The sequence below is a fragment of the Staphylococcus sp. HMSC14C01 genome, assembly GCF_001808085.1.
Taxonomy (GTDB): Bacteria; Bacillota; Bacilli; order Staphylococcales; family Staphylococcaceae; genus Staphylococcus; species Staphylococcus hominis.
In genome coordinates, this window is sequence record NZ_KV792048.1 from 223,157 (window position 1) to 244,435 (window position 21,279).

Sequence of the window (21,279 nt, forward strand, 5' to 3'; positions counted from 1 at the left end):
ATATGAAGGCATTAGTATTTGGTGGTTCTGGTAGTATTGGTAGTGCGATTGTAGATCGTTTATTAAAAGAGGGATATGAAGTAGTACTTCAATATTATCAATCTGATATCTCATCCTTAGAAAAAAAGTATAAAGGTGAAGCCGTAGAATTCATTCAAATGGATTTGACTCATGATATTGATTTAAATGATATATTTAGTCATATAAAACAGTTAGACTGTTTAATTTATAGTAGTGGTACATCATTATATGGCATGCTACAAGATATGAAAGATAAAGAGATAGATGAATGTTATCATATTCATGTCAAACAGTTGATTCGATGCTGTCGATATTTCATAGACCTATTGAGAAAAAGTACAAATGGTAGAATTATTGTTATCTCATCAATTTGGGGCGAGACGGGAGCAAGTATGGAAACTATTTATTCAGCAATGAAAAGTGCTCAAATTGGATTTGTAAAGGCCCTCAGTCAAGAGCTAGCATTGACGAATGTCACTGTGAATGCTATAGCACCTGGTTTTGTTTCAGGACGTATGGCTAAAGCATTCAGTGATGAAGACAAAGCAGTTATCTTATCTGAACTACCACAACAAAGAATGATAGCTCCACAAGAAGTAGCACATGTGTGTGCTTATTTATGCCATCCTAATGCTAAGAGTATTACAGGAACAGTCCAAAAGGTTAATGGTGGTTGGTATATTTAAAAAGTATCCTAAATTTTAAATGCAGATTTGACGATTCGTTTTTTATAATCAATGATATAATAAATTTAATTATATAAGGGGAATATTTCAAATTGTATTTAAACAAGGGGTTGGTTAGATGACTGTTGCTAAAAAAAAGGAATGGTATTTAGAATACGAGATAATTGTTAATCGGGCTGGACTTTTAGGCGACGTATCGAGTTTACTTGGTATGTTAGGAATTAGTATTATTACTATAAATGGTGTTGATCAAGGGCGTCGTGGATTACTTATTAAGACAGATAGTCTTGAAAAAGTCACACGTTTTGAAAATATCATTCATGAATTGAAAGAAATAGAAATAACAAAGTTAAGAATTCCAGAGTTACGTGATCGTTTAGCAGTGCGTCATGGTCGCTATATTGAACAAGATGCTGGTGACAAAAAAACATTTCGTTTTGAACGTGAAGATTTAGGTTTACTTGTCGACTTTTTAGCAGAATTATTTAAAGAAGATGGTCATAAATTAATAGGTATTAGAGGGATGCCTCGTGTTGGAAAAACAGAATCGATTGTCGCAGGTAGTGTCTGTGCGCATAAACGATGGCTATTTATAAGTTCAACATTAATTAAACAGACAGTTCGTAGTTCTCTTATAAAAGGTGAATATGATGCTAATCATGTTTATATTATTGATGGTGCGGTAACTGCTAGAGAAACAAATCCTAAACATCAACAGTTAGTTGAAGAAGTGATGACTTTACCGTCAATAAAAGTAGTTGAGCATCCAGATTTATTTATAGAAACAAATCAATATAGCATCGATGATTTTGATTATATTATCGAGCTACGTGAACATGAGAATCAAAAAATTGAATATGATCACATGAAACAACAAGTTAAACAACAAGCAATTAAAAGCAAAAACACATTAGATTTTGGAGAAGATGTGTTTGGCGGTGGCTTCGGTTTTTTTGAGTAATGAAGGTGGAGGCGTCAAAAGTGAAAACAATTGGTGAAACCTTAAAAGGTAGAAGAGAAAGATTAGGAATGACATTAACAGAATTAGAACAACGTACACAATTAAAGCGAGAAACGTTAAAATATATTGAAGAGAATAAATTTGATCAACTTGCCAAAGTGGATTACGCTGAAGGTTTTATTAGACGTTATGCAAGTGTAGTTAATATGGATGTAAATCAACTCATTAAAGTGCATCATGAAGAAATTCCTAATCAACATAATCAACTCGATACACTTTTACATCATTATCGACACAACGAAGTGCCCGAATATCGTACTAAAAATAAAGAACCTATTCAATTATTGATTATGATTAGTATTGTTATAATTATTACTTTTATTATGTGGGTATTAGCAGTATTATTAATATAATATACATATAAATTAAGAAATGAGGTATTAAAATGAATATACCTAACCAGATTACAGTTTTTAGAGTGATTTTGATTCCAGTATTTATATTATTTGCTCTAGTAAACTTTGGTTTTGGAAGTGTATCTGTATTAGGTGGATATGACATAAGAATAGAGCAACTTATTGCTGCTATTATTTTTATTGTAGCTTCTTTAAGTGATTTTTTAGATGGTTATTTAGCAAGAAAATGGCAACTTGTGACAAATATGGGTAAGTTTTTAGATCCATTAGCGGATAAATTATTAGTTTCTAGTGCTCTTATTGTTATGGTTCAATTAGGGCTAACTAATTCAGTTGTAGCAATTATTATCATTGCTCGTGAGTTTGCGGTTACAGGTTTACGTTTACTTCAAATTGAACAAGGATTTGTGAGTGCAGCAGGCCAATTAGGTAAAATTAAAACAGCTGTTACAATGGTAGCAATTATTTGGATTTTACTTGGTGATTTATTCTCAAACTGGATTGGATTCCAATTAGGACAAGTATTATTATACATTGGCGTATTCTTTACAATATTATCAGGAATTGAATATTTCTATAAAGGTAGAGATGTGTTTAAGCAATAAAAGTATAATCAAATAAAGTGAAATGTAATGAGAGTCGCATAAAATGACTCTCATTTTTTTGAGTTATTTTTTAGATTATATAATAGATTAAGTATAAAATATGAATTAAGACTATATAAGGGAGAGGGACATATGAATATATCTATCATAGCAGTAGGTTCAGAATTATTATTAGGTCAAATAGCAAATACAAATGGCCAATATTTATCAAAACTTTTCAATCAAATTGGAAAGAATATAGTTGAACATACAGTTATCGGTGATAATCCTGATCGTTTAGAATTTATTATTAGAGAAGGACTAAAAAGATTTGACACATTAGTGCTCACTGGTGGATTGGGCCCAACTAAAGACGATTTAACTAAACAGACAGTAGCAAAAGTATTAAATAAAAACTTAGTGACTAATGAAGAAGCATTAAATTATATTGAAGATTTTTTCAAAGAACAAGGGCAAGAAATGACACCTAATAATAAACAACAAGCACTTGTAGTAGAGGGAGCGAAAGTATTAAAAAATCATTATGGTATGGCTCCAGGTATGTTTATTGAAATGGATAATAAAAAAGTAATTCTGTTACCTGGTCCTCCGAGTGAAATGCAACCTATGGCTAAAAATGAGTTGCTTCCATTACTTATAGATAATGACAATACTATTTTTTCAGAGCAACTGAGATTTGCAGGAATTGGAGAATCGAAAGTTGAAACAGAACTTATGGATTTAATTGAAAAACAAACTAATCCTACGATAGCTCCGTTAGCAGGGAAACATGAAGTATATATTAGATTAACAGCAAATGCTTCTACACAAAGTGAATGTAAAACATTGATTCAACCTATAAAAGAAGAAATACTAGAACGAATTGGTCAATTTTATTATGGTTCAGATGACACATTGTTAGAACAATCTGTAATGGAACAAATGAATTCTACAGTAAGTATATATGACGGGGTAACGGATGGAGCGATTTATACTCGTTTAAAACGCTTTGATAAACAAAATATATTAAAAGGAATATTACCAGATAATGATATATTTTTAAATCATCATTCAAGTATTGAAATGCAATTAAGAGACGCCTCTTCATATGTAAAAGATTTATATAAAACTGAAATGGGTATAGCAATATTACATGAGAAAGAGGAAGTTTATCTAGCAATTAATACAAAAGATGATTTTAAAATGACTACATTTAAGATAACACAATCAAGAAATATACTGCCCAACAGAAGTCAAAATTATGTATTAATAAGATTATTAAATTGGCACTAAAATGTACTTAAATTAAAAAATGGTTATAATTTTCGGGCACATTTGTTCGATTTTGTATTCATTGTTCTTTTTTATACGAACAAATATTCGCAAAATACTTGTGTTTGAATATGGTTAAGAGTATAATATATATATAATATTAAATAGATAACTATCTCATATAGGAGGTTTCGCTTTGGATAATGATCGTCAAAAAGCTTTAGATACAGTTATAAAAAATATGGAAAAATCCTTTGGTAAGGGTGCAGTAATGAAATTAGGCGATAATAAAGGTCGTCGTGTATCTAGTGTATCAAGTGGTTCAGTTACTTTAGATAATGCACTAGGTGTAGGTGGTTATCCTAAAGGAAGAATTATTGAAATATATGGTCCTGAAAGTTCCGGTAAAACAACAGTAGCACTTCATGCCATTGCTGAAGTACAAAAAAATGGAGGCGTTGCTGCGTTTATCGATGCTGAACATGCACTTGATCCAGTATATGCTGAAGCATTAGGTGTTGATATAGATAATTTATATCTTTCTCAACCCGACCATGGTGAACAAGGTTTAGAAATAGCAGAAGCTTTCGTAAGAAGTGGAGCAGTTGACATTGTTGTTGTAGACTCAGTTGCTGCTTTGACTCCTAAAGCTGAAATTGAAGGTGAAATGGGAGATACACATGTTGGTCTTCAAGCACGTTTAATGTCTCAGGCTTTGCGTAAACTTTCAGGTGCAATTTCAAAATCAAATACTACAGCTATATTTATTAACCAAATTCGTGAAAAAGTTGGAGTAATGTTTGGTAATCCAGAAACTACACCAGGTGGTAGAGCATTAAAATTCTATAGCTCAGTACGTTTAGAAGTGCGTCGTGCAGAACAATTAAAACAAGGTCAAGATATTGTAGGTAACAGAACTAAAATTAAAGTTGTTAAAAATAAAGTAGCACCACCATTTAGAATTGCTGAAGTAGATATCATGTATGGTCAAGGTATTTCAAAAGAGGGCGAATTAATTGACTTAGGTGTAGAAAATGATATTGTCGATAAATCTGGTGCTTGGTACTCATATAATGGTGAGAGAATGGGTCAAGGTAAGGAAAATGTTAAAACATATCTTAAAGAAAACCCTCAAATTAAAGATGAAATCGATCGCAAATTACGTGAAAAATTAGGCATTTTCGATGGTGATGTTGAAGAAAATGAAGATAAATCATCACAAACATTATTCGATGAAGAATAATGTTAAATTTTTAATGCTTTAACTAGAATATACTTAAAAATATTAAAATTATTTTGTGTGAGAGTGAATGATGAGTTCGAAATGAATTCAATGTCACTCTCTTTCTTTTATAAGTATGTGTAGTGAAATTGAAGTGAAATTTCATATCTTGACACTACTGAGTACATAAACGTACAATTAATATGTATATTATTTATACAATTTATAAAAAATCATAGAGATTTTAATATACAAGCAAATACCTAGAAAAAGGAGGTGTTTATGTGAATTTATTAGACCTCCTACTCATTTTGCTGGGGATTATTCTAGGGGTTGTTGTAGGGTATTTTTTAGCCCGAAATATATTACATCAAAAGCAAATTCAAGCTAGACAAACTGCTAATGATATTATCAAACAAGGACAAAAAGAAGCAGATAATATCAAAAAAGAGAAATTATTAGAGGCAAAAGAAGAAAATCAAATCATTAGAGAACAAGTTGAAACAGAGCTACGTGAAAGACGTAGTGAGCTTCAAAGACAAGAAGCCCGAAATCTTCAAAAAGAGGAAAATTTAGATCGTAAATCAGAATTATTGGATAAAAAAGATGAGATTTTAGATCAAAAAGAATCCAAAATTGAAGAAAGACAACAACAAGTAGATGCAAAAGAGAGTAGTGTTCAGACGTTAATAATGAAGCATGAACAAGAATTAGAACGCATCTCCGGTCTCACTCAAGAGGAAGCAGTTAATGAACAACTTCATAGAGTGGAAGAAGAACTGTCACAAGATATTGCAGTGCTTGTTAAGGAAAAAGAAAGAGAAGCTAAAGAAAAAGTTAACAAATCAGCAAAAGAATTGTTAGCTACTACTGTACAAAGATTAGCTGCTGATCATACAACGGAATCTACTGTTTCAGTAGTTAATTTACCAAATGATGAGATGAAAGGTCGAATTATTGGTAGAGAAGGTAGAAATATTCGTACTTTAGAAACGTTAACAGGTATCGACTTGATTATTGATGATACTCCTGAAGCAGTGATTTTATCTGGATTTGATCCAATTAGACGTGAAATCGCTAGGACTGCATTAGTGAATTTGGTCTCTGATGGAAGAATTCATCCAGGTCGTATCGAAGAAATGGTAGATAAAGCTAGAAAAGAAGTAGATGACATCATTAGAGATGCAGGTGAACAAGCAACATTTGAAATCAATGTTCACAATATGCATCCAGATTTAGTGAAAATTTTAGGCCGTTTAAACTATAGAACAAGTTACGGCCAAAATGTCTTAAAACATTCTATGGAAGTCGCACATCTTTCTGGAATGTTAGCTGCTGAATTAGGCGAGGATGTTAGTTTAGCAAAAAGAGCTGGATTACTACATGATGTAGGTAAAGCAATTGATCATGAAGTTGAAGGTAGCCATGTTGAAATTGGTGTTGAATTAGCTAAAAAATACGGTGAAGTTGAAACTGTTATTAATGCGATTCATTCACATCATGGAGATGTTGAACCAACATCTATAATTTCAATTCTAGTAGCTGCTGCAGATGCATTATCGGCCGCGCGTCCAGGAGCACGTAAAGAAACACTTGAAAATTATATTCGTAGATTAGAACGCTTAGAAACTCTTTCAGAAAGTTATGAAGGTGTTGAAAAAGCGTTCGCAATTCAAGCTGGTAGAGAGATTAGAGTTATTGTTTCTCCTGAAGAAATAGATGATTTAAAATCTTACCGATTAGCTAGAGATATAAAAAATCAAATTGAAGAAGAATTACAATATCCAGGACATATTAAAGTGACAGTTGTTAGAGAGACTAGAGCAGTAGAGTATGCGAAGTAATTTTTAAAATTAAATAGGGACTCACTGAGTACTAAAAAACCTGAGACATATTTAAAATGTCTCAGGTTTTTCATTATTTAAGTTGTAAATCAGTTTTTTTGATTTCAGAAAGAATTTCAGCTGTATCATAACAATTTGTAGCAATATTAGAATATCTTTCTGCTAAACGGTATGCGTTAATATATAATTCTAAGCTTTCTTTGGCCATATCTTCTGCATCTTCTGATTTTGATGGGTTTGCTTTTACAACTAGTTCTGCAAATTTTTCTGGATCGATATTAATAGACATTTAATTATACAACTCCTAAATTTTTATAATATTATAATAACATATGCTGTATGCATGCTAAAGTTAAGACTGTGTAATTTTAAAAAATATGAAACTCTACCTTTAATTATATAGTTATTTCAATTACACTATATTGTGAGAGGATGAACATTAATGCGAATTTTATTTATTGGAGATATCGTAGGAAAAGTAGGGAGAAATACCATTGCTGAATATTTGCCTAAATTAAAGCAAGCTTATAAGCCTACGTTGAGCATTGTTAATGCAGAAAATGCTGCTCATGGAAAAGGTTTAACTGAAAAATTATATAAACAATTGCTTAGAGATGGCGTGGATTTTATGACAATGGGTAATCATACTTATGGTCAAAGAGAAATTTATGACTTTATTGATGATGCTAAAAGAATGATAAGACCTGCTAATTTTCCGAGTGAAGCGCCAGGTGTTGGCATGCGTTTTATTCAGGTTAATGATATTAAAGTTGCCATCATTAACTTGCAAGGACGTTCATTTATGCAAGATATTGATGATCCATTTAAAAAAGCAGATCAATTGATTGAAGAAGCTAAAAAAGAAACTAATTATATTTTTGTAGATTTTCATGCAGAAACTACTTCAGAGAAAAATGCAATGGGTTGGTATTTAGATGGAAGAGTCAGCGCTGTTGTAGGCACACATACTCATATTCAAACATCTGATGAGCGTATTTTGCCCAATGGTACAGGCTATATTACAGATGTAGGTATGACTGGTTATTATGATGGAATACTAGGGATTAATCGCGAGGAAGTTATTAAGCGTTTTATTACAAGTTTGCCACAACGACATGTAGTGCCTGATAATGGTAGAAGTGTACTTTCAGGTGTTATTATAGATTTAGATAAAAATGGAAGAACCAAACTCATAGAACGCATTTTAATCAATGAGGATCATCCTTTTGATAAATAGTGTATAGTCCATTAGTATGAATTTAAATAAAAGCCACTGTTGACATAGTAAGACGGTGGTTATTTTTGTTATGATTTAGTATGAATTAATTCCACAGGAGGCTAATGATATGAAACCACAAATATCATGGAAAGTGGGCGGACAACAAGGTGAAGGTATTGAGTCAACTGGAGAAATATTTGCTACTGCAATGAATCGAAAAGGTTATTATTTATATGGATATCGACATTTCTCAAGCCGAATTAAAGGCGGTCATACAAATAATAAAATAAGAGTCTCAACTTCTCCAGTTCATGCAATTAGTGATGATTTAGATATTTTAGTTGCATTTGATCAAGAGACAATTGAATTAAATCATCATGAAATGAGAGAAGATAGTATTATTATTGCAGATGCTAAAGCTAAACCTTCTAAACCAGAACATTGTCGCGCTCAACTGATTGAATTACCGTTAACATTAACAGCTAAAGAATTAGGTACTGCACTGATGAAAAATATGGTAGCGATTGGTGCAACTTGCGCAGTAATGAAATTAGATACAACAACTTTCAAAACGTTAATTACAAATATGTTTACTAAAAAAGGTCAAAAAGTTGTTGAAATGAATATAGAAGCGCTTCATCAGGGTTATGAGTTGATGAAGGATAAATTAGATACAGTAAATGGTGATTATTTACTAGAAGATAGTGAGGGTACACCACATTTATACATGATTGGTAACGATGCAATTGGATTAGGCGCGATTTCGGCTGGTTCAAGATTTATGGCAGCTTATCCAATTACGCCCGCTTCAGAAATTATGGAGTATATGATTGCAAATGTTCCAAAAGTAGGAGGAACTGTAGTACAAACTGAAGATGAAATTGCTGCAGCGAATATGGCAATTGGTGCGAACTATGCAGGAGTTAGAGCATTTACTGCGAGTGCGGGACCAGGTTTATCTTTAATGATGGAAGCCATTGGTTTATCAGGTATGACTGAAACACCACTAGTTATTGTTAATACGCAACGTGGAGGCCCTTCAACTGGATTACCTACAAAACAAGAACAGTCAGATTTAATGCAAATGATATATGGAACACATGGAGATATTCCTAAGATAGTAGTAGCACCAACTGATGCTGAAGATGCTTTTTATTTAACTATGGAAGCTTTTAATTTAGCTGAAGAATATCAATGTCCAGTTATCGTATTAAGCGATTTGCAATTGTCATTAGGTAAACAAACAGTAAAACAACTCGATTACAATAGAATTCAAATTAAACGTGGAGAGCTTATTCAATCAGATATTGAACGTGATGAAGGTGATAGATCATACTTTAAACGTTATGCACTTACAACATCTGGAATTTCACAACGTCCAATCCCTGGTGTTAAAGGTGGTATTCACCATGTTACTGGTGTTGAACATAATCAAGAAGGTAAGCCAAGTGAAGCTGCTGACAACAGACGTGAACAAATGGAAAAACGTATGAGTAAAACTGCGAACTTACTTATTGAAACACCTGTTGATTATGATGAGAAACATGAGAAAGCAGATATTTTATATATTGGATTTATTTCAAGTAAAGGTGCAATTGAAGAAGGAAGTAAACGATTAAATAATAATGGTATTAAAGTTAATACGATGCAAATTCGCCAACTTCACCCATTACCAAAAGATATTATTCAACAAGCTATTGATAAAGCTTCAAGCGTCATAGTAGCTGAGCATAACTATCAAGGCCAATTATCAAATATCTTAAAAATGAATACTGCCATTCAAGACAAATTAGTTAATCAAACTAAATATGATGGTACACCTTTTTTACCACATGAAATAGAAGAAAAAGGACTTTCAGTAGCTAAAGATATGAAGGAGATGATGTAATTGGCTACATTTAAAGATTTTAGAAACAGTGTGAAGCCAAACTGGTGCCCAGGGTGTGGAGACTTTTCAGTACAAGCTGCAATCCAAAAAGCGGCAGCAAATTTAGGTTTAGAACCTGAAGAAGTGGCATTAATTACTGGAATAGGTTGTTCAGGTCGTTTATCAGGTTATATTAACTCTTATGGGGTACATGGTATTCATGGTCGTGCATTACCTCTTGCACAGGGAGTGAAAATGGCTAATAAAGACTTAACAGTCATTGCTTCAGGTGGCGACGGAGATGGTTATGCGATTGGCATGGGTCATACAATTCATGCATTACGTCGCAATATGAATATTACTTATATTGTTATGGATAACCAAATTTATGGCCTAACTAAAGGTCAAACGTCCCCATCTTCTGCTGTTGGATTTGTAACTAAATCAACACCTAAAGGAAATATAGAAAAAAATGTTGCGCCATTAGAATTAGCACTATCATCAGGTGCTACATTTGTAGCACAAGGTTTTTCAAGTGATATTAAAGCATTGACGAAATTAATTGAAGATGCAATTAATCATGATGGTTTTTCATTTGTAAATGTGTTTTCTCCATGTGTAACATATAATAAAGTGAATACGTATGATTGGTTTAAAGAACACTTAACTAGTATAGAAGATATTGAAAATTATGATCCAACAGATAAACAATTAGCGATGAAAACTGTATTAGAACATGAATCACTAGTTAAAGGTATTGTATATCAAGACACAACAACACCTTCATATGAATCACAAATTGAAGAATTAGATGAAAGTGCATTAACTAAAAGAGATATCCGTCTTTCTGAACAAGAGTTTAATGACTTAACTGCTCAATTTGTATAATTTTTTTAAAGGCATTCTTGAAAGTATCATATGACTTCAAGAATGTCTTTTAATTTAAGTTTAAATTTATAAAAATCTTGTTAAACTTCATTTATTTATTTTTATTAGGGAAGAAAATAATATAGTAAATAAAAGGAGTGGGGATGTTGGACAAATTTAAATCAATGCAAGAATTGGAAAAAGAAACGATAGAAAATGAAGACTGGAAAATAATAACTAGAAATCGAAATAGTAGTGTTTCAATATTAGCAATTCATGGTGGAGGCATTGAACCTGCTACAACTGAATTAGCAAGTATAATTGCTGATGAAGGAGGATATAATTACTTTATTTTCGAAGGTTTACGTAGTAAAGGAAATAAAGAATTGCACGTAACTTCTACACGTTATGATAATAAAGATGCAATGAATCTGGTAACTGAAAGTAACCAAGCTATTGCTATTCATGGTTGTGAAGGGAACGAGAGCATTGCTTATGTTGGTGGAAAAGATGAACGTCTAAAATCACTCATCAAAGAACAATTAAATCATATTGGTATAAAAGCAAAAGAAGCACCAAGCCATATTTCAGGTCAACAGGATAATAATATTGTTAATTGTACAACTAGAGGTAGAGGTGTACAAATTGAGTTAACTACCTCATTACGTAAGGCTTTTTTCAAAAATAATAAAATAAATCGAAAAAGTAGAGAAAATCAGTCAAATTGGGATAAATTAATGTACGACTTTGCAAAAGCCATAAAATCTGCAATAGAAAATATAGAATAACTCAGATTTATAAAGATAATCATGATAAAATAAAATTATAAATAAATCATAGAGGTGAAATTTATGCAAGATACGTTAATGAGTGTACAAATAGTTCCTAAAACACCTAATAATGATGATGTTATTCCTTATGTAGATGAAGCTATTAAAATTATCGATCAGTCGGGGCTACATTACAGAGTAGGTCCTCTTGAAACGACTGTCCAAGGTGATATGAGTGAATGCTTAATTTTAATTCAAAAATTGAATGAAAGAATGGTTGAATTAGAATGTCCTAGTATTATTAGCCAAGTGAAGTTTTATCATGTGCCAGAAGGGATATCTATTGAAACTCTAACTGGTAAATATGATGAAGCATAACATATGTTAAAGTTAAATGAAGTTTAGTTAAAGTGGAGTAAGATTCAATATGACATCTATTCCACTTTTTTATTCAATATTTAATAATAGAATATATTAATTTGTAAACTCTTTTTGCACTTTAATGCTAATTTTAATATAATGTACTAATGATATTAGGGCATATAGAAAGGATTTTTGTAAAGTGAATGAAGAGCAAAGAAAAGCTGGTACGATAGATATTTTAAACGAACGTAATAAAAAAGCAGAAAAAGACTATAGTAAATATTTCGAACATGTTTATCAACCACCTAATCTTAAAGAAGCAAAAAAGCGTGGTAAACAAGATGTTCAATATAATCGAGATTTTCATATTGAAGATAAATATAAAGGTATGGGGAAAGGACGAACATTTTTAATTAAAACATATGGTTGTCAAATGAATGCACATGATACTGAAGTAATGGCAGGAATTTTGCAAGCTTTAGACTATCAAGCAACTGATGATATTAATGAAGCGGATGTTATATTAATTAATACATGTGCTATTCGTGAAAATGCTGAAAATAAAGTATTTAGTGAAATAGGTAATTTAAAACATTTAAAGAAAAATAGACCTGAAACATTAATTGGTGTATGCGGTTGTATGTCACAAGAAGAATCTGTTGTAAATAAAATCTTAAAATCATATCAAAATGTGGATATGATTTTTGGAACGCATAATATCCATAAATTACCTGAAATTTTAGAAGAAGCATATTTATCAAAAGCCATGGTCGTTGAGGTTTGGTCTAAAGAAGGCGACGTTATTGAAAACCTACCTAAAGTGCGTGAAGGAAGTACAAAAGCATGGGTTAATATTATGTATGGATGTGATAAATTCTGTACATATTGTATTGTACCTTTTACACGAGGAAAAGAACGCAGTCGTAGACCACAAGATATCATTGAAGAAGTTCGATGTCTCGCTCGTGAAGGTTATAAGGAAATTACGCTTCTAGGACAAAACGTTAATTCATATGGAAAAGATATTAAAGATTTAGATTATGGTCTAGGTGATTTATTAGAGGATATTTCTAAAATTGACATTCCACGTGTACGTTTTACAACGAGTCATCCTTGGGATTTTACAGATAGAATGATTGAAGTGATTGCAAAAGGTGGAAATATCGTTCCTCACATTCATTTACCTGTGCAATCTGGAAATAATGCTGTATTAAAAATAATGGGACGTAAATATTCACGTGAAAGTTACTTGGATTTAGTTGATAGAATTAAAGAAGCTATTCCTAATGTCGCCCTTACTACTGACATAATAGTAGGATATCCTAACGAAACAGAAGAACAATTTGAAGAAACACTTTCATTATACGATGAAGTTCAATTTGAACATGCTTATACGTATTTGTATTCACAAAGAGATGGTACGCCTGCTGCTAAAATGAAAGATAATGTTCCAACTGAAGTGAAAAAAGATCGCTTGCAACGTTTAAATAAAAAAGTTGGTCAATATTCAGAAAAAGCAATGCAACATTATGAAGGACAAGTTGTTACTGTTTTATGTGAAGGAACAAGTAAAAAAGATGAAACAGTTCTAGCAGGTTATACTGAAAAAAATAAATTAGTTAACTTTAAAGGACCACGTGAAGCCATTGGTCAACTTGTTGATGTTAAAGTTAAAGAAGCAAAACAATACTCATTAAATGGTGAATTTTTACATTTTCATAATCAAGTTATGGTGACTAATTAATATGTATGAGAAAGAAGATATTCTAAAACAAGCAGATAGTGTATCGAACAAAATAAAGGGACTAGAATTGATTAAACAATATCAAAATGTAGAGCAACAAATTCATGAGAATTCATCAATTGACCAAAAAATGAAACAATTAAAATTGCAACAAAAACAGTCAGTAAATTTTCAAAATTATGGCAAGCATCAGGCTTATCAAAAATCTGAAAAAGAAATTTCTCAACTTGAAAAAGAAATCAATGCATTACCTATTGTTGAAGAGTTTCGGTCAGCGCAATTTGAAGCAAATGAGTTGTTGCAATTGATGGTTTCTACTATGGAACAAAGTTTAAATAAGCATAATGAAAAAGCACATCATGACTCATAAACAGAAGGGAATATTCAAAGATGAAAACTAAAAAACTTACCATTACAGCTTTACTCATTGCTTTTAATGTCGTATTTAGTAGTTTTATTATTATACCTTTAGGTCCAGTAAAAGCAGCCCCAGTACAACATTTTGTAAATGTACTATGTGCTGTTTTTGTAGGACCATGGTATGGTTTAGCACAGGCTTTGATTTCTTCTTTAATAAGAATAATATTTGGAACTGGCAGTGCATTTGCCTTTCCTGGTAGTATGATTGGTGTGTTTCTAGCTAGCATCTTCTATATGTATAGAAAGCACATATTTATGGCTGCAGTTGGAGAAGTGATTGGAACTGGAATCATTGGTAGTTTAATGTGCATTCCACTATCTTGGATATTAGGTTTGCAACATTTCTTTATCAAACCATTAATGCTTGTATTTTTAGTTTCAAGTTTCCTTGGTGCGGCGATTAGTTATATCTTACTTATAGTGTTAAAAAAACGTGGATTATTAGATAAATTCAAATAAATATTTTATTTAAGATTATCATTTCATATGCTTAATAAGTTTAGTGTTTATTAAGCGGAATAAAGAGATGATAATCTTTTATTTTTAAGTTGTAGAATAATATTCTAATTTAGATAACGAGCGCTTCAGTATGACATATGTTAAAATATACAAGTTAAAATGTGAGAAACAAGTATATATCAGTAAGGTTGTGAAAAAAATATGGCTAATGTGACACCTATGATGCAACAATATTTAAAAATAAAATCTCAATATCAAGATTGCTTATTGTTTTTTAGATTAGGTGATTTTTATGAAATGTTCTTTGAAGATGCTAAAGAAGCATCTAGAGTATTAGAAATTACTTTAACTAAAAGAGATGCTAAAAAAGAAAATCCAATTCCAATGTGTGGTGTTCCGTATCACTCAGCAAATAGCTATATTGAAACACTTATTAACAATGGATATAAAGTTGCTATTTGTGAACAGATGGAAGATCCAAAACAAACTAAAGGCATGGTTAAAAGAGAAGTAGTTAAAGTAGTCACACCTGGAACAATGATGGAACAAGGCGGAATGGATGAAAATCAAAATAATTATATTCTTAGCTTCATTCAGAATGAAAATGGATACGCATTAAGTTATTGTGATGTTTCTACTGGTGAATTAAAAGCTACCAATTTTGAAGATGAAAGCACGTTAATTAATGAAATCATTACGATTAACCCAAATGAAATTGTAGTACGAGAAGACATAAATGAAGATTTAAAAAAACAAATTTCACTTACTACAGAAACGATTACAGTTAGAGAAGAAATTTCTGATATGGAATATAGTGTCAATACATTAGAAAATAATTTAATGTTTTTGACAACACAATTATTGTTAGATTATATTCATCATACTCAAAAAAGAGATTTGTCTCATATTGAAGACGTGATAACCTATGCGGCGATTGACTTTATGAAAATGGATTATTATGCAAAACGCAATTTAGAGCTTACTGAAAGCATACGTTTAAAAAGTAAAAAAGGAACATTGTTATGGTTAATGGATGAAACAAAAACACCTATGGGTGCAAGACGCTTGAAACAGTGGATTGATCGCCCACTTATTCATAAAGACAATATTGAACAACGATTAGATATCGTAGAATCATTTATTGATCATTTTATAGAAAGAGATACTCTAAGAGGTTACCTTAATCAAGTATATGATATTGAAAGATTAGTAGGACGAGTAAGTTATGGAAATGTAAATGCTCGTGATTTGATTCAACTCAAACATTCTATTTCTGAAATTCCAAATATTAAATCACTTCTTGAACAAATGAATAGTGTGACAACAACGCAGTTTAGCACATTAGAACCATTAGAAGATTTACTGACAGTCTTGGAAGATAGTTTAGTAGAAGAACCACCTATTTCAGTTAAAGATGGGGGGCTGTTCAAACAAGGATTCAGTAAACAACTAGATGAGTATTTAGAAGCATCTAAAAATGGAAAAGATTGGCTCGCACAACTTCAAGCGAAAGAACGTGAAAGAACAGGTATCAAATCTTTAAAAATTAGCTACAATAAAGTTTTTGGTTACTTTATTGAAATCACACGTGCTAATCTTCAAGGATTCGAACCAAGCGAGCATGGCTATCATCGTAAACAAACTTTATCTAATGCAGAAAGATTTATTACAGACGAATTAAAAGAAAAAGAAGATATTATTTTAGGTGCAGAAGATAAAGCAATTGAATTAGAATATCAACTGTTTATTCGATTGAGAGAGCATGTTAAATCATATACTGAAAGATTACAAAGACAAGCAAAAGTGATATCAGAGCTTGATTGTTTACAAAGTTTTGCAGAAATTGCACAAAAATATAACTATGTTAGACCAAAATTTAGTGATGATAAAACATTGAACTTAGAAAATTCTAGACATCCTGTTGTAGAACGTGTGATGGATTATAATGATTATGTACCAAATGATTGTTATCTTGATCAAAATAACTTTATTTATTTGATTACTGGCCCAAATATGTCCGGTAAATCAACTTATATGCGACAAGTGGCAATCATTAGTATCATGGCACAAATGGGAGCTTATGTACCATGTGATAATGCAATATTACCGATTTTTGATCAAATTTTTACAAGAATTGGTGCAGCAGATGATTTAGTATCCGGTAAAAGTACCTTTATGGTTGAAATGCTAGAAGCACAAAAAGCATTAACATACGCAACAGCAGATAGTTTAATCATCTTTGATGAAATCGGACGAGGAACGTCAACATATGATGGCTTATCTCTAGCGCAAGCTATGATTGAATATGTATCTGAAACATCACATGCTAAGACGCTTTTTTCAACCCATTATCATGAATTAACAACATTAGATCAACAGCTATCTAGTTTAAAAAATGTACATGTAGCAGCAGATGAGTATCAAGGTGAACTTATTTTCCTTCATAAAGTTAAAGAGGGTGCCGTTGATGATAGTTATGGTATTCAAGTTGCTAAATTAGCAAATCTTCCTGAGAAAGTAATTGAAAGAGCTCAAGTTATTTTAAATGCGTTTGAACAAAATGGAGTATTAGATGAGAATGTCCATCGTCAACATTATAATGACAACTCTAAAGATATTGAAAATAAGAATCATTTAAATAATAAGGAAGAACACTCAACTATTAAACAAACAGATGTGTTTGAACAAACAAGTTTTGACTTATTTAATTCGAATGAAACACAAAGTGAAATAGAAGCACAAATTAAAAATTTAAATATTTCAAATATGACACCTATTGAAGCATTACTTAAGTTAAGCGAATTACAAAATCAGTTAAGATAGAGGTGTTAATACATGGGTAAAATTAAAGAATTACAAACATCTTTAGCAAATAAAATTGCTGCAGGAGAAGTGGTTGAACGTCCTAGTTCAGTAGTAAAAGAATTACTTGAAAATGCAATTGATGCTAAGGCGACTGAAATTAATATAGAAGTAGAACAATCAGGTATTTCCTCAATTCGTGTAGTCGACAATGGAACTGGAATTGAGCAAGATGATTTGCAACTTGTTTTTCATCGCCATGCTACCAGTAAAATAAATGATGATGACGATTTGTTTCATATCAGAACATTAGGGTTTCGAGGTGAAGCACTGGCCAGTATTTCATCTGTAGCTAAAGTGACACTTAAAACGTGTACAGATAATGAAAATGGTCACGAAATTTATGCTGAAAATGGTGAAATATTATCTCAAAAACCAGCAAAAGCCAAAAAAGGAACAGATATTAAAGTAGAATCATTATTTTATAATACGCCAGCTCGGTTAAAATATATTAAAAGTTTATATACAGAATTAGGAAAAATTACAGATATTGTTAATCGAATGGCAATGAGTCATCCAAACATTCGCTTTTCACTTATATCTGATGGAAAAACGATGTTAAAAACGAATGGTTCTGGAAGAACAAATGAAGTGATGGCTGAAATATATGGTATTAAAGTTGCAAAAGATTTAGTTCACATTTCTGGCGATACTAGTGACTATCATTTAGAAGGATTTGTTGCTAAACCGGAACATTCTCGTAGTAATAAACATTATATTTCAATTTTTATTAATGGTCGATATATCAAAAATTTCGCTTTAAATAAAGCTATTACTGAAGGATATCATACACTTCTAACCATAGGTCGTTACCCTATTTGCTATATCAATATAGAAATGGATCCAATTTTAGTAGATGTCAATGTGCATCCAACGAAACTTGAAGTTAGACTTTCAAAAGAAGAACAACTTTATAATTTAATTATTGAAAAAATTAGACATGCATTTAAAGATAGAATATTAATTCCTAAAAACGATTTAGATCGAACACCTAAAAAAAATAAAGTATTGCATACATTTGAACAACAAAAAATCGATTTTGAACAAAAACAACAAAATATTTCAAATGAGACAAAACAATTAGAAAATAAAAATGACCCCAACATTTCGACTAACAATATCTTTTCAACAATAAGTCATCAATATGATGAAGCACATACCTCTGATGATTCTTACACTAGAGAAGATAACGAAAATTCTAGTGTCTATAATAATAAACGTAGTATGGATAAAGATTACTTCGACATTCAAAAAGATATTTTAAATAGTTTAGATCGTGCCGAATCTTCAATCGATAACACTCGACATGATGAAACCAATATTTATAATTATGATGAAAATGATGACTTTCAAGAGAATGTTACAAATCAAGAAGAACAAGATATTAAAGGTAAAGTAAGTTCAACACCGTCTCGACGTGTGCCATATATGGAAGTAGTTGGCCAAGTACACGGTACCTATATTATTGCTCAAAATGAAAATGGAATGTTTATGATAGATCAACATGCTGCACAAGAACGTATTAAATACGAATATTTCAGAGAAAAGATAGGCGAAGTATCAAATGAAGTACAAGATTTGTTAATTCCTTTAACATTTCACTTCTCAAAAGACGAGCAATTAATTATTGATCAATATCGAGAAGAACTTGATAAAGTAGGGGTCCATTTAGAACATTTTGGTGGATATGACTATATTGTAAATAGTTATCCAGTATGGTTTCCTAAAGTGGAAGCAGAGGAAATTATTAAAGATATGATTGAACTCGTATTAAATCATAAAAAAATTGACGTTAAAAAAATGCGTGAAGACGCAGCTATTATGATGAGTTGTAAGAAGTCAATTAAAGCAAATCATTATTTAAAAAAGAATGAAATGGCAGATTTAATTGATCAATTAAGAGAAGCGGAAGATCCATTTACTTGTCCTCATGGTAGACCAATTATTATTAACTTTTCAAATTATGAATTAGAGAAATTATTTAAACGAGTAATGTAGAAGGGATGCATAGAAATGAAAGAACACGTACTACCAGCAATTCGAAATATGAAAGATTTAGAGAAATTAATTCAAACGGATTATAAAGTGTGTGTCCTTTTAGATATGCATGTAGGTCATTTAAGAAGCATTATAGAGTTACTTAAAAAACATGACATTGAAGCATATATTCATATTGATTTAATTAAAGGAATGGCACATGATGAATATGCATGTGAATATATCATTCAAACTTATAAACCAAAAGGGATTGTTTCAACAAAAACAAAAGTTATTCAAAAAGCAAAATCATTAAATGTACTTACTATTTTTAGAGTTTTTATTATTGATAGTCAAGCACTCAATCGTAGTATACAACTCATAAAGAAAGTGGACCCAGATTATGTTGAAGTACTACCAGGTATTGCTCATAAAATTGTTGAAAATGTAAGAGAAGCAACGACTGCTAAAATTATAGCAGGTGGGCTAATCGAAGAAGAAAAAGAAGTGAATGATGCAATTAATAGTGGTGCAAGTTATGTAACCACAAGTAACAGAAAATTATGGTAGAAATTATATTTTTAACCTGAGACAAAATTGATGTCTCAGGTTTTTTTATGTATTGATAAAAAATAATTATAATACGCTCTTTTAATCTATAAAATAAATTGTGACAATTTTTTTACAAAAATCATTGACAACGCTTACAATTATTTTGTATGATTTATACAAGTTAATATTTGAATGAGAGATGAAGAGATTTCTGCAACCCTAATTATATAGTTTGTAGAAGTCTCTTTGCCTTGTAGGAGGTTAAAACATGAATGCTTATTTAGCAGAGTTTTTAGGCACGGCCATTCTTATTTTGTTCGGTGGAGGCGTATGTGCAAATGTAAATTTAAAACGTAGCGCTGGACAAGAATCTGATTGGATCGTTATTGCCGCTGGATGGGGCTTAGCTGTAACTATGGGAGTTTATGCAGTAGGACAATTTTCTGGAGCCCATTTAAATCCAGCTGTGTCAATTGCTTTAGCAGTTGAGGGAAGTTTTAGTTGGATAAAAGTACCAGGATATATTGTTTGTCAAATGTTAGGAGGAATTGTAGGAGCTACACTTGTTTGGTTAATGTATTTACCACATTGGAAAGCAACTAAAGATCAAGGTGCAAAATTAGGCGTATTCTCTACTGCACCTGCTATTAAAAATTATTTTGCTAACTTTTTAAGTGAAATTATTGGAACTGCTATTTTAAGTTTAGGGATTTTATTTATTGGGGTAAATAAAATTGCAGATGGATTAAACCCATTAATTGTGGGTAGTTTAATTATTGCAATAGGTTTAAGTTTAGGTGGGCCTACAGGTTATGCCATTAATCCAGCTCGTGACTTAGGACCAAGAATTGCACATGCGATTTTACCAATTGCTGGTAAAGGAGGATCTAATTGGTGGTATGCTATTGTACCAGTACTAGGACCAATTGCTGGCGGTATGCTAGGTGCTGTGATTTATCAGGTTTTTTATAAAAATGAATTTACTTTTATGAGTGGTGTTAGCATTGTAGTTTTGATTGTTACATTACTGATTGGTTTAGCGCTTAATAAATCAAATAAACATAAAGATATTGAATCGATTTATTAAAAGAAAAATTTTAGTTTTAAATCATATAATATATTGACTATGTGATTCAAAGGATACTTAACACATACAGTCAGAATGAAAGAAGG

At 31.4% G+C, this 21,279-nt stretch carries 20 protein-coding genes; 19 read left to right on the forward strand and 1 reads right to left on the reverse strand.

Annotation, left to right across the window (positions count from 1 at the left end):
- The first annotated feature begins 2 nt into the window (after positions 1 to 2).
- From ymfI to rny, 7 genes are all read left to right on the forward strand, one after another.
- Complete coding sequence (gene ymfI, locus HMPREF3131_RS09320) at positions 3 to 707, forward strand: elongation factor P 5-aminopentanone reductase (RefSeq protein ID WP_019835106.1); 705 nt, start codon at positions 3 to 5, stop codon at positions 705 to 707.
- 118 nt (positions 708 to 825) lie between these two features.
- Positions 826 to 1,668, forward strand: a complete 843-nt coding sequence (locus tag HMPREF3131_RS09325) for a DUF3388 domain-containing protein (protein ID WP_002448864.1) — start codon at positions 826 to 828, stop codon at positions 1,666 to 1,668.
- A 20-nt stretch (positions 1,669 to 1,688) separates the two neighbouring features.
- Entirely contained in the window at positions 1,689 to 2,081 is a 393-nt protein-coding gene (locus HMPREF3131_RS09330) for a helix-turn-helix domain-containing protein (protein WP_017174622.1), read from the forward strand.
- A 32-nt stretch (positions 2,082 to 2,113) separates the two neighbouring features.
- On the forward strand, positions 2,114 to 2,689 hold the full coding sequence (gene pgsA, locus HMPREF3131_RS09335; RefSeq protein WP_017174623.1) for a CDP-diacylglycerol--glycerol-3-phosphate 3-phosphatidyltransferase: 576 nt from the start codon (positions 2,114 to 2,116) through the stop codon (positions 2,687 to 2,689).
- Between the two features lie 132 nt (positions 2,690 to 2,821).
- Positions 2,822 to 3,961, forward strand: a complete 1,140-nt coding sequence (locus HMPREF3131_RS09340; RefSeq protein ID WP_019835105.1) for a CinA family nicotinamide mononucleotide deamidase-related protein — start codon at positions 2,822 to 2,824, stop codon at positions 3,959 to 3,961.
- Positions 3,962 to 4,136: 175 nt separating this feature from the next.
- A complete protein-coding gene (recA, locus tag HMPREF3131_RS09345) occupies positions 4,137 to 5,183 on the forward strand; it encodes a recombinase RecA (RefSeq protein ID WP_002448773.1) in 1,047 nt (348 codons plus the stop codon).
- 263 nt (positions 5,184 to 5,446) lie between these two features.
- Positions 5,447 to 7,006: a ribonuclease Y gene (gene rny / locus HMPREF3131_RS09350; protein WP_070436712.1), complete on the forward strand. Its 1,560-nt coding sequence runs from the start codon at positions 5,447 to 5,449 to the stop codon at positions 7,004 to 7,006.
- Positions 7,007 to 7,079: 73 nt separating this feature from the next.
- Here the strand turns inward: rny and HMPREF3131_RS09355 are convergent, their stop codons facing one another.
- Entirely contained in the window at positions 7,080 to 7,295 is a 216-nt protein-coding gene (locus tag HMPREF3131_RS09355; protein WP_002448781.1) for a hypothetical protein, read from the reverse strand.
- Between the two features lie 153 nt (positions 7,296 to 7,448).
- On the opposite strand from HMPREF3131_RS09355, the gene HMPREF3131_RS09360 reads away from it, so the two are divergent.
- The 12 genes from HMPREF3131_RS09360 to HMPREF3131_RS09415 all read left to right on the forward strand — a co-directional run bounded on the left by HMPREF3131_RS09360 (position 7,449) and on the right by HMPREF3131_RS09415 (position 21,193).
- Positions 7,449 to 8,243: a TIGR00282 family metallophosphoesterase gene (locus HMPREF3131_RS09360; protein WP_017174625.1), complete on the forward strand. Its 795-nt coding sequence runs from the start codon at positions 7,449 to 7,451 to the stop codon at positions 8,241 to 8,243.
- 109 nt (positions 8,244 to 8,352) lie between these two features.
- Complete coding sequence (locus tag HMPREF3131_RS09365) at positions 8,353 to 10,113, forward strand: 2-oxoacid:acceptor oxidoreductase subunit alpha (protein ID WP_070436714.1); 1,761 nt, start codon at positions 8,353 to 8,355, stop codon at positions 10,111 to 10,113.
- The gene (locus HMPREF3131_RS09370) at positions 10,114 to 10,980 is read left to right on the forward strand and encodes a 2-oxoacid:ferredoxin oxidoreductase subunit beta (protein WP_017174627.1); all 867 of its coding nucleotides are present in this window, start codon (positions 10,114 to 10,116) and stop codon (positions 10,978 to 10,980) included.
- A gap of 146 nt (positions 10,981 to 11,126) precedes the next feature.
- Positions 11,127 to 11,747 (forward strand): poly-gamma-glutamate hydrolase family protein, encoded by a 621-nt coding sequence (locus tag HMPREF3131_RS09375; protein WP_017174628.1) that lies wholly within the window; start codon positions 11,127 to 11,129, stop codon positions 11,745 to 11,747.
- Between the two features lie 63 nt (positions 11,748 to 11,810).
- Entirely contained in the window at positions 11,811 to 12,107 is a 297-nt protein-coding gene (locus tag HMPREF3131_RS09380; protein ID WP_002448768.1) for a thiamine-binding protein, read from the forward strand.
- Positions 12,108 to 12,291: 184 nt separating this feature from the next.
- Complete coding sequence (gene miaB / locus HMPREF3131_RS09385; protein WP_048681039.1) at positions 12,292 to 13,836, forward strand: tRNA (N6-isopentenyl adenosine(37)-C2)-methylthiotransferase MiaB; 1,545 nt, start codon at positions 12,292 to 12,294, stop codon at positions 13,834 to 13,836.
- A gap of 1 nt (position 13,837) precedes the next feature.
- The gene (locus HMPREF3131_RS09390; RefSeq protein ID WP_017174630.1) at positions 13,838 to 14,206 is read left to right on the forward strand and encodes a YlbF/YmcA family competence regulator; all 369 of its coding nucleotides are present in this window, start codon (positions 13,838 to 13,840) and stop codon (positions 14,204 to 14,206) included.
- Positions 14,207 to 14,226: 20 nt separating this feature from the next.
- Positions 14,227 to 14,715 carry an energy coupling factor transporter S component ThiW gene (gene thiW / locus HMPREF3131_RS09395; protein WP_017174631.1) on the forward strand — a complete coding sequence of 163 codons (489 nt, stop codon included), beginning with the start codon at positions 14,227 to 14,229 and terminating at the stop codon, positions 14,713 to 14,715.
- Between the two features lie 201 nt (positions 14,716 to 14,916).
- Positions 14,917 to 17,538: a DNA mismatch repair protein MutS gene (gene mutS / locus HMPREF3131_RS09400; RefSeq protein WP_017174632.1), complete on the forward strand. Its 2,622-nt coding sequence runs from the start codon at positions 14,917 to 14,919 to the stop codon at positions 17,536 to 17,538.
- A 12-nt stretch (positions 17,539 to 17,550) separates the two neighbouring features.
- The gene (mutL, locus tag HMPREF3131_RS09405) at positions 17,551 to 19,575 is read left to right on the forward strand and encodes a DNA mismatch repair endonuclease MutL (RefSeq protein WP_049379243.1); all 2,025 of its coding nucleotides are present in this window, start codon (positions 17,551 to 17,553) and stop codon (positions 19,573 to 19,575) included.
- A gap of 15 nt (positions 19,576 to 19,590) precedes the next feature.
- Positions 19,591 to 20,124, forward strand: coding sequence for a glycerol-3-phosphate responsive antiterminator (locus tag HMPREF3131_RS09410; RefSeq protein WP_017174634.1), 534 nt, complete (start codon positions 19,591 to 19,593; stop codon positions 20,122 to 20,124).
- A gap of 250 nt (positions 20,125 to 20,374) precedes the next feature.
- Positions 20,375 to 21,193, forward strand: a complete 819-nt coding sequence (locus HMPREF3131_RS09415; protein WP_048682785.1) for an MIP/aquaporin family protein — start codon at positions 20,375 to 20,377, stop codon at positions 21,191 to 21,193.
- Positions 21,194 to 21,279 lie beyond the last annotated feature (86 nt).

Coding starts and splice junctions, on each gene's coding strand:
- thiW (WP_017174631.1), top strand. CDS start 14,227: ATGAAAACTAAAAAACTTACCATTACAGCTTTACTCATTGCTTTTAAT.
- HMPREF3131_RS09360 (WP_017174625.1), top strand. CDS start 7,449: ATGCGAATTTTATTTATTGGAGATATCGTAGGAAAAGTAGGGAGAAAT.
- mutL (WP_049379243.1), top strand. CDS start 17,551: ATGGGTAAAATTAAAGAATTACAAACATCTTTAGCAAATAAAATTGCT.
- HMPREF3131_RS09410 (WP_017174634.1), top strand. CDS start 19,591: ATGAAAGAACACGTACTACCAGCAATTCGAAATATGAAAGATTTAGAG.
- pgsA (WP_017174623.1), top strand. CDS start 2,114: ATGAATATACCTAACCAGATTACAGTTTTTAGAGTGATTTTGATTCCA.
- HMPREF3131_RS09340 (WP_019835105.1), top strand. CDS start 2,822: ATGAATATATCTATCATAGCAGTAGGTTCAGAATTATTATTAGGTCAA.
- HMPREF3131_RS09390 (WP_017174630.1), top strand. CDS start 13,838: ATGTATGAGAAAGAAGATATTCTAAAACAAGCAGATAGTGTATCGAAC.
- HMPREF3131_RS09355 (WP_002448781.1), bottom strand. CDS start 7,295: ATGTCTATTAATATCGATCCAGAAAAATTTGCAGAACTAGTTGTAAAA.
- HMPREF3131_RS09365 (WP_070436714.1), top strand. CDS start 8,353: ATGAAACCACAAATATCATGGAAAGTGGGCGGACAACAAGGTGAAGGT.
- mutS (WP_017174632.1), top strand. CDS start 14,917: ATGGCTAATGTGACACCTATGATGCAACAATATTTAAAAATAAAATCT.
- HMPREF3131_RS09325 (WP_002448864.1), top strand. CDS start 826: ATGACTGTTGCTAAAAAAAAGGAATGGTATTTAGAATACGAGATAATT.
- HMPREF3131_RS09415 (WP_048682785.1), top strand. CDS start 20,375: ATGAATGCTTATTTAGCAGAGTTTTTAGGCACGGCCATTCTTATTTTG.
- ymfI (WP_019835106.1), top strand. CDS start 3: ATGAAGGCATTAGTATTTGGTGGTTCTGGTAGTATTGGTAGTGCGATT.
- HMPREF3131_RS09380 (WP_002448768.1), top strand. CDS start 11,811: ATGCAAGATACGTTAATGAGTGTACAAATAGTTCCTAAAACACCTAAT.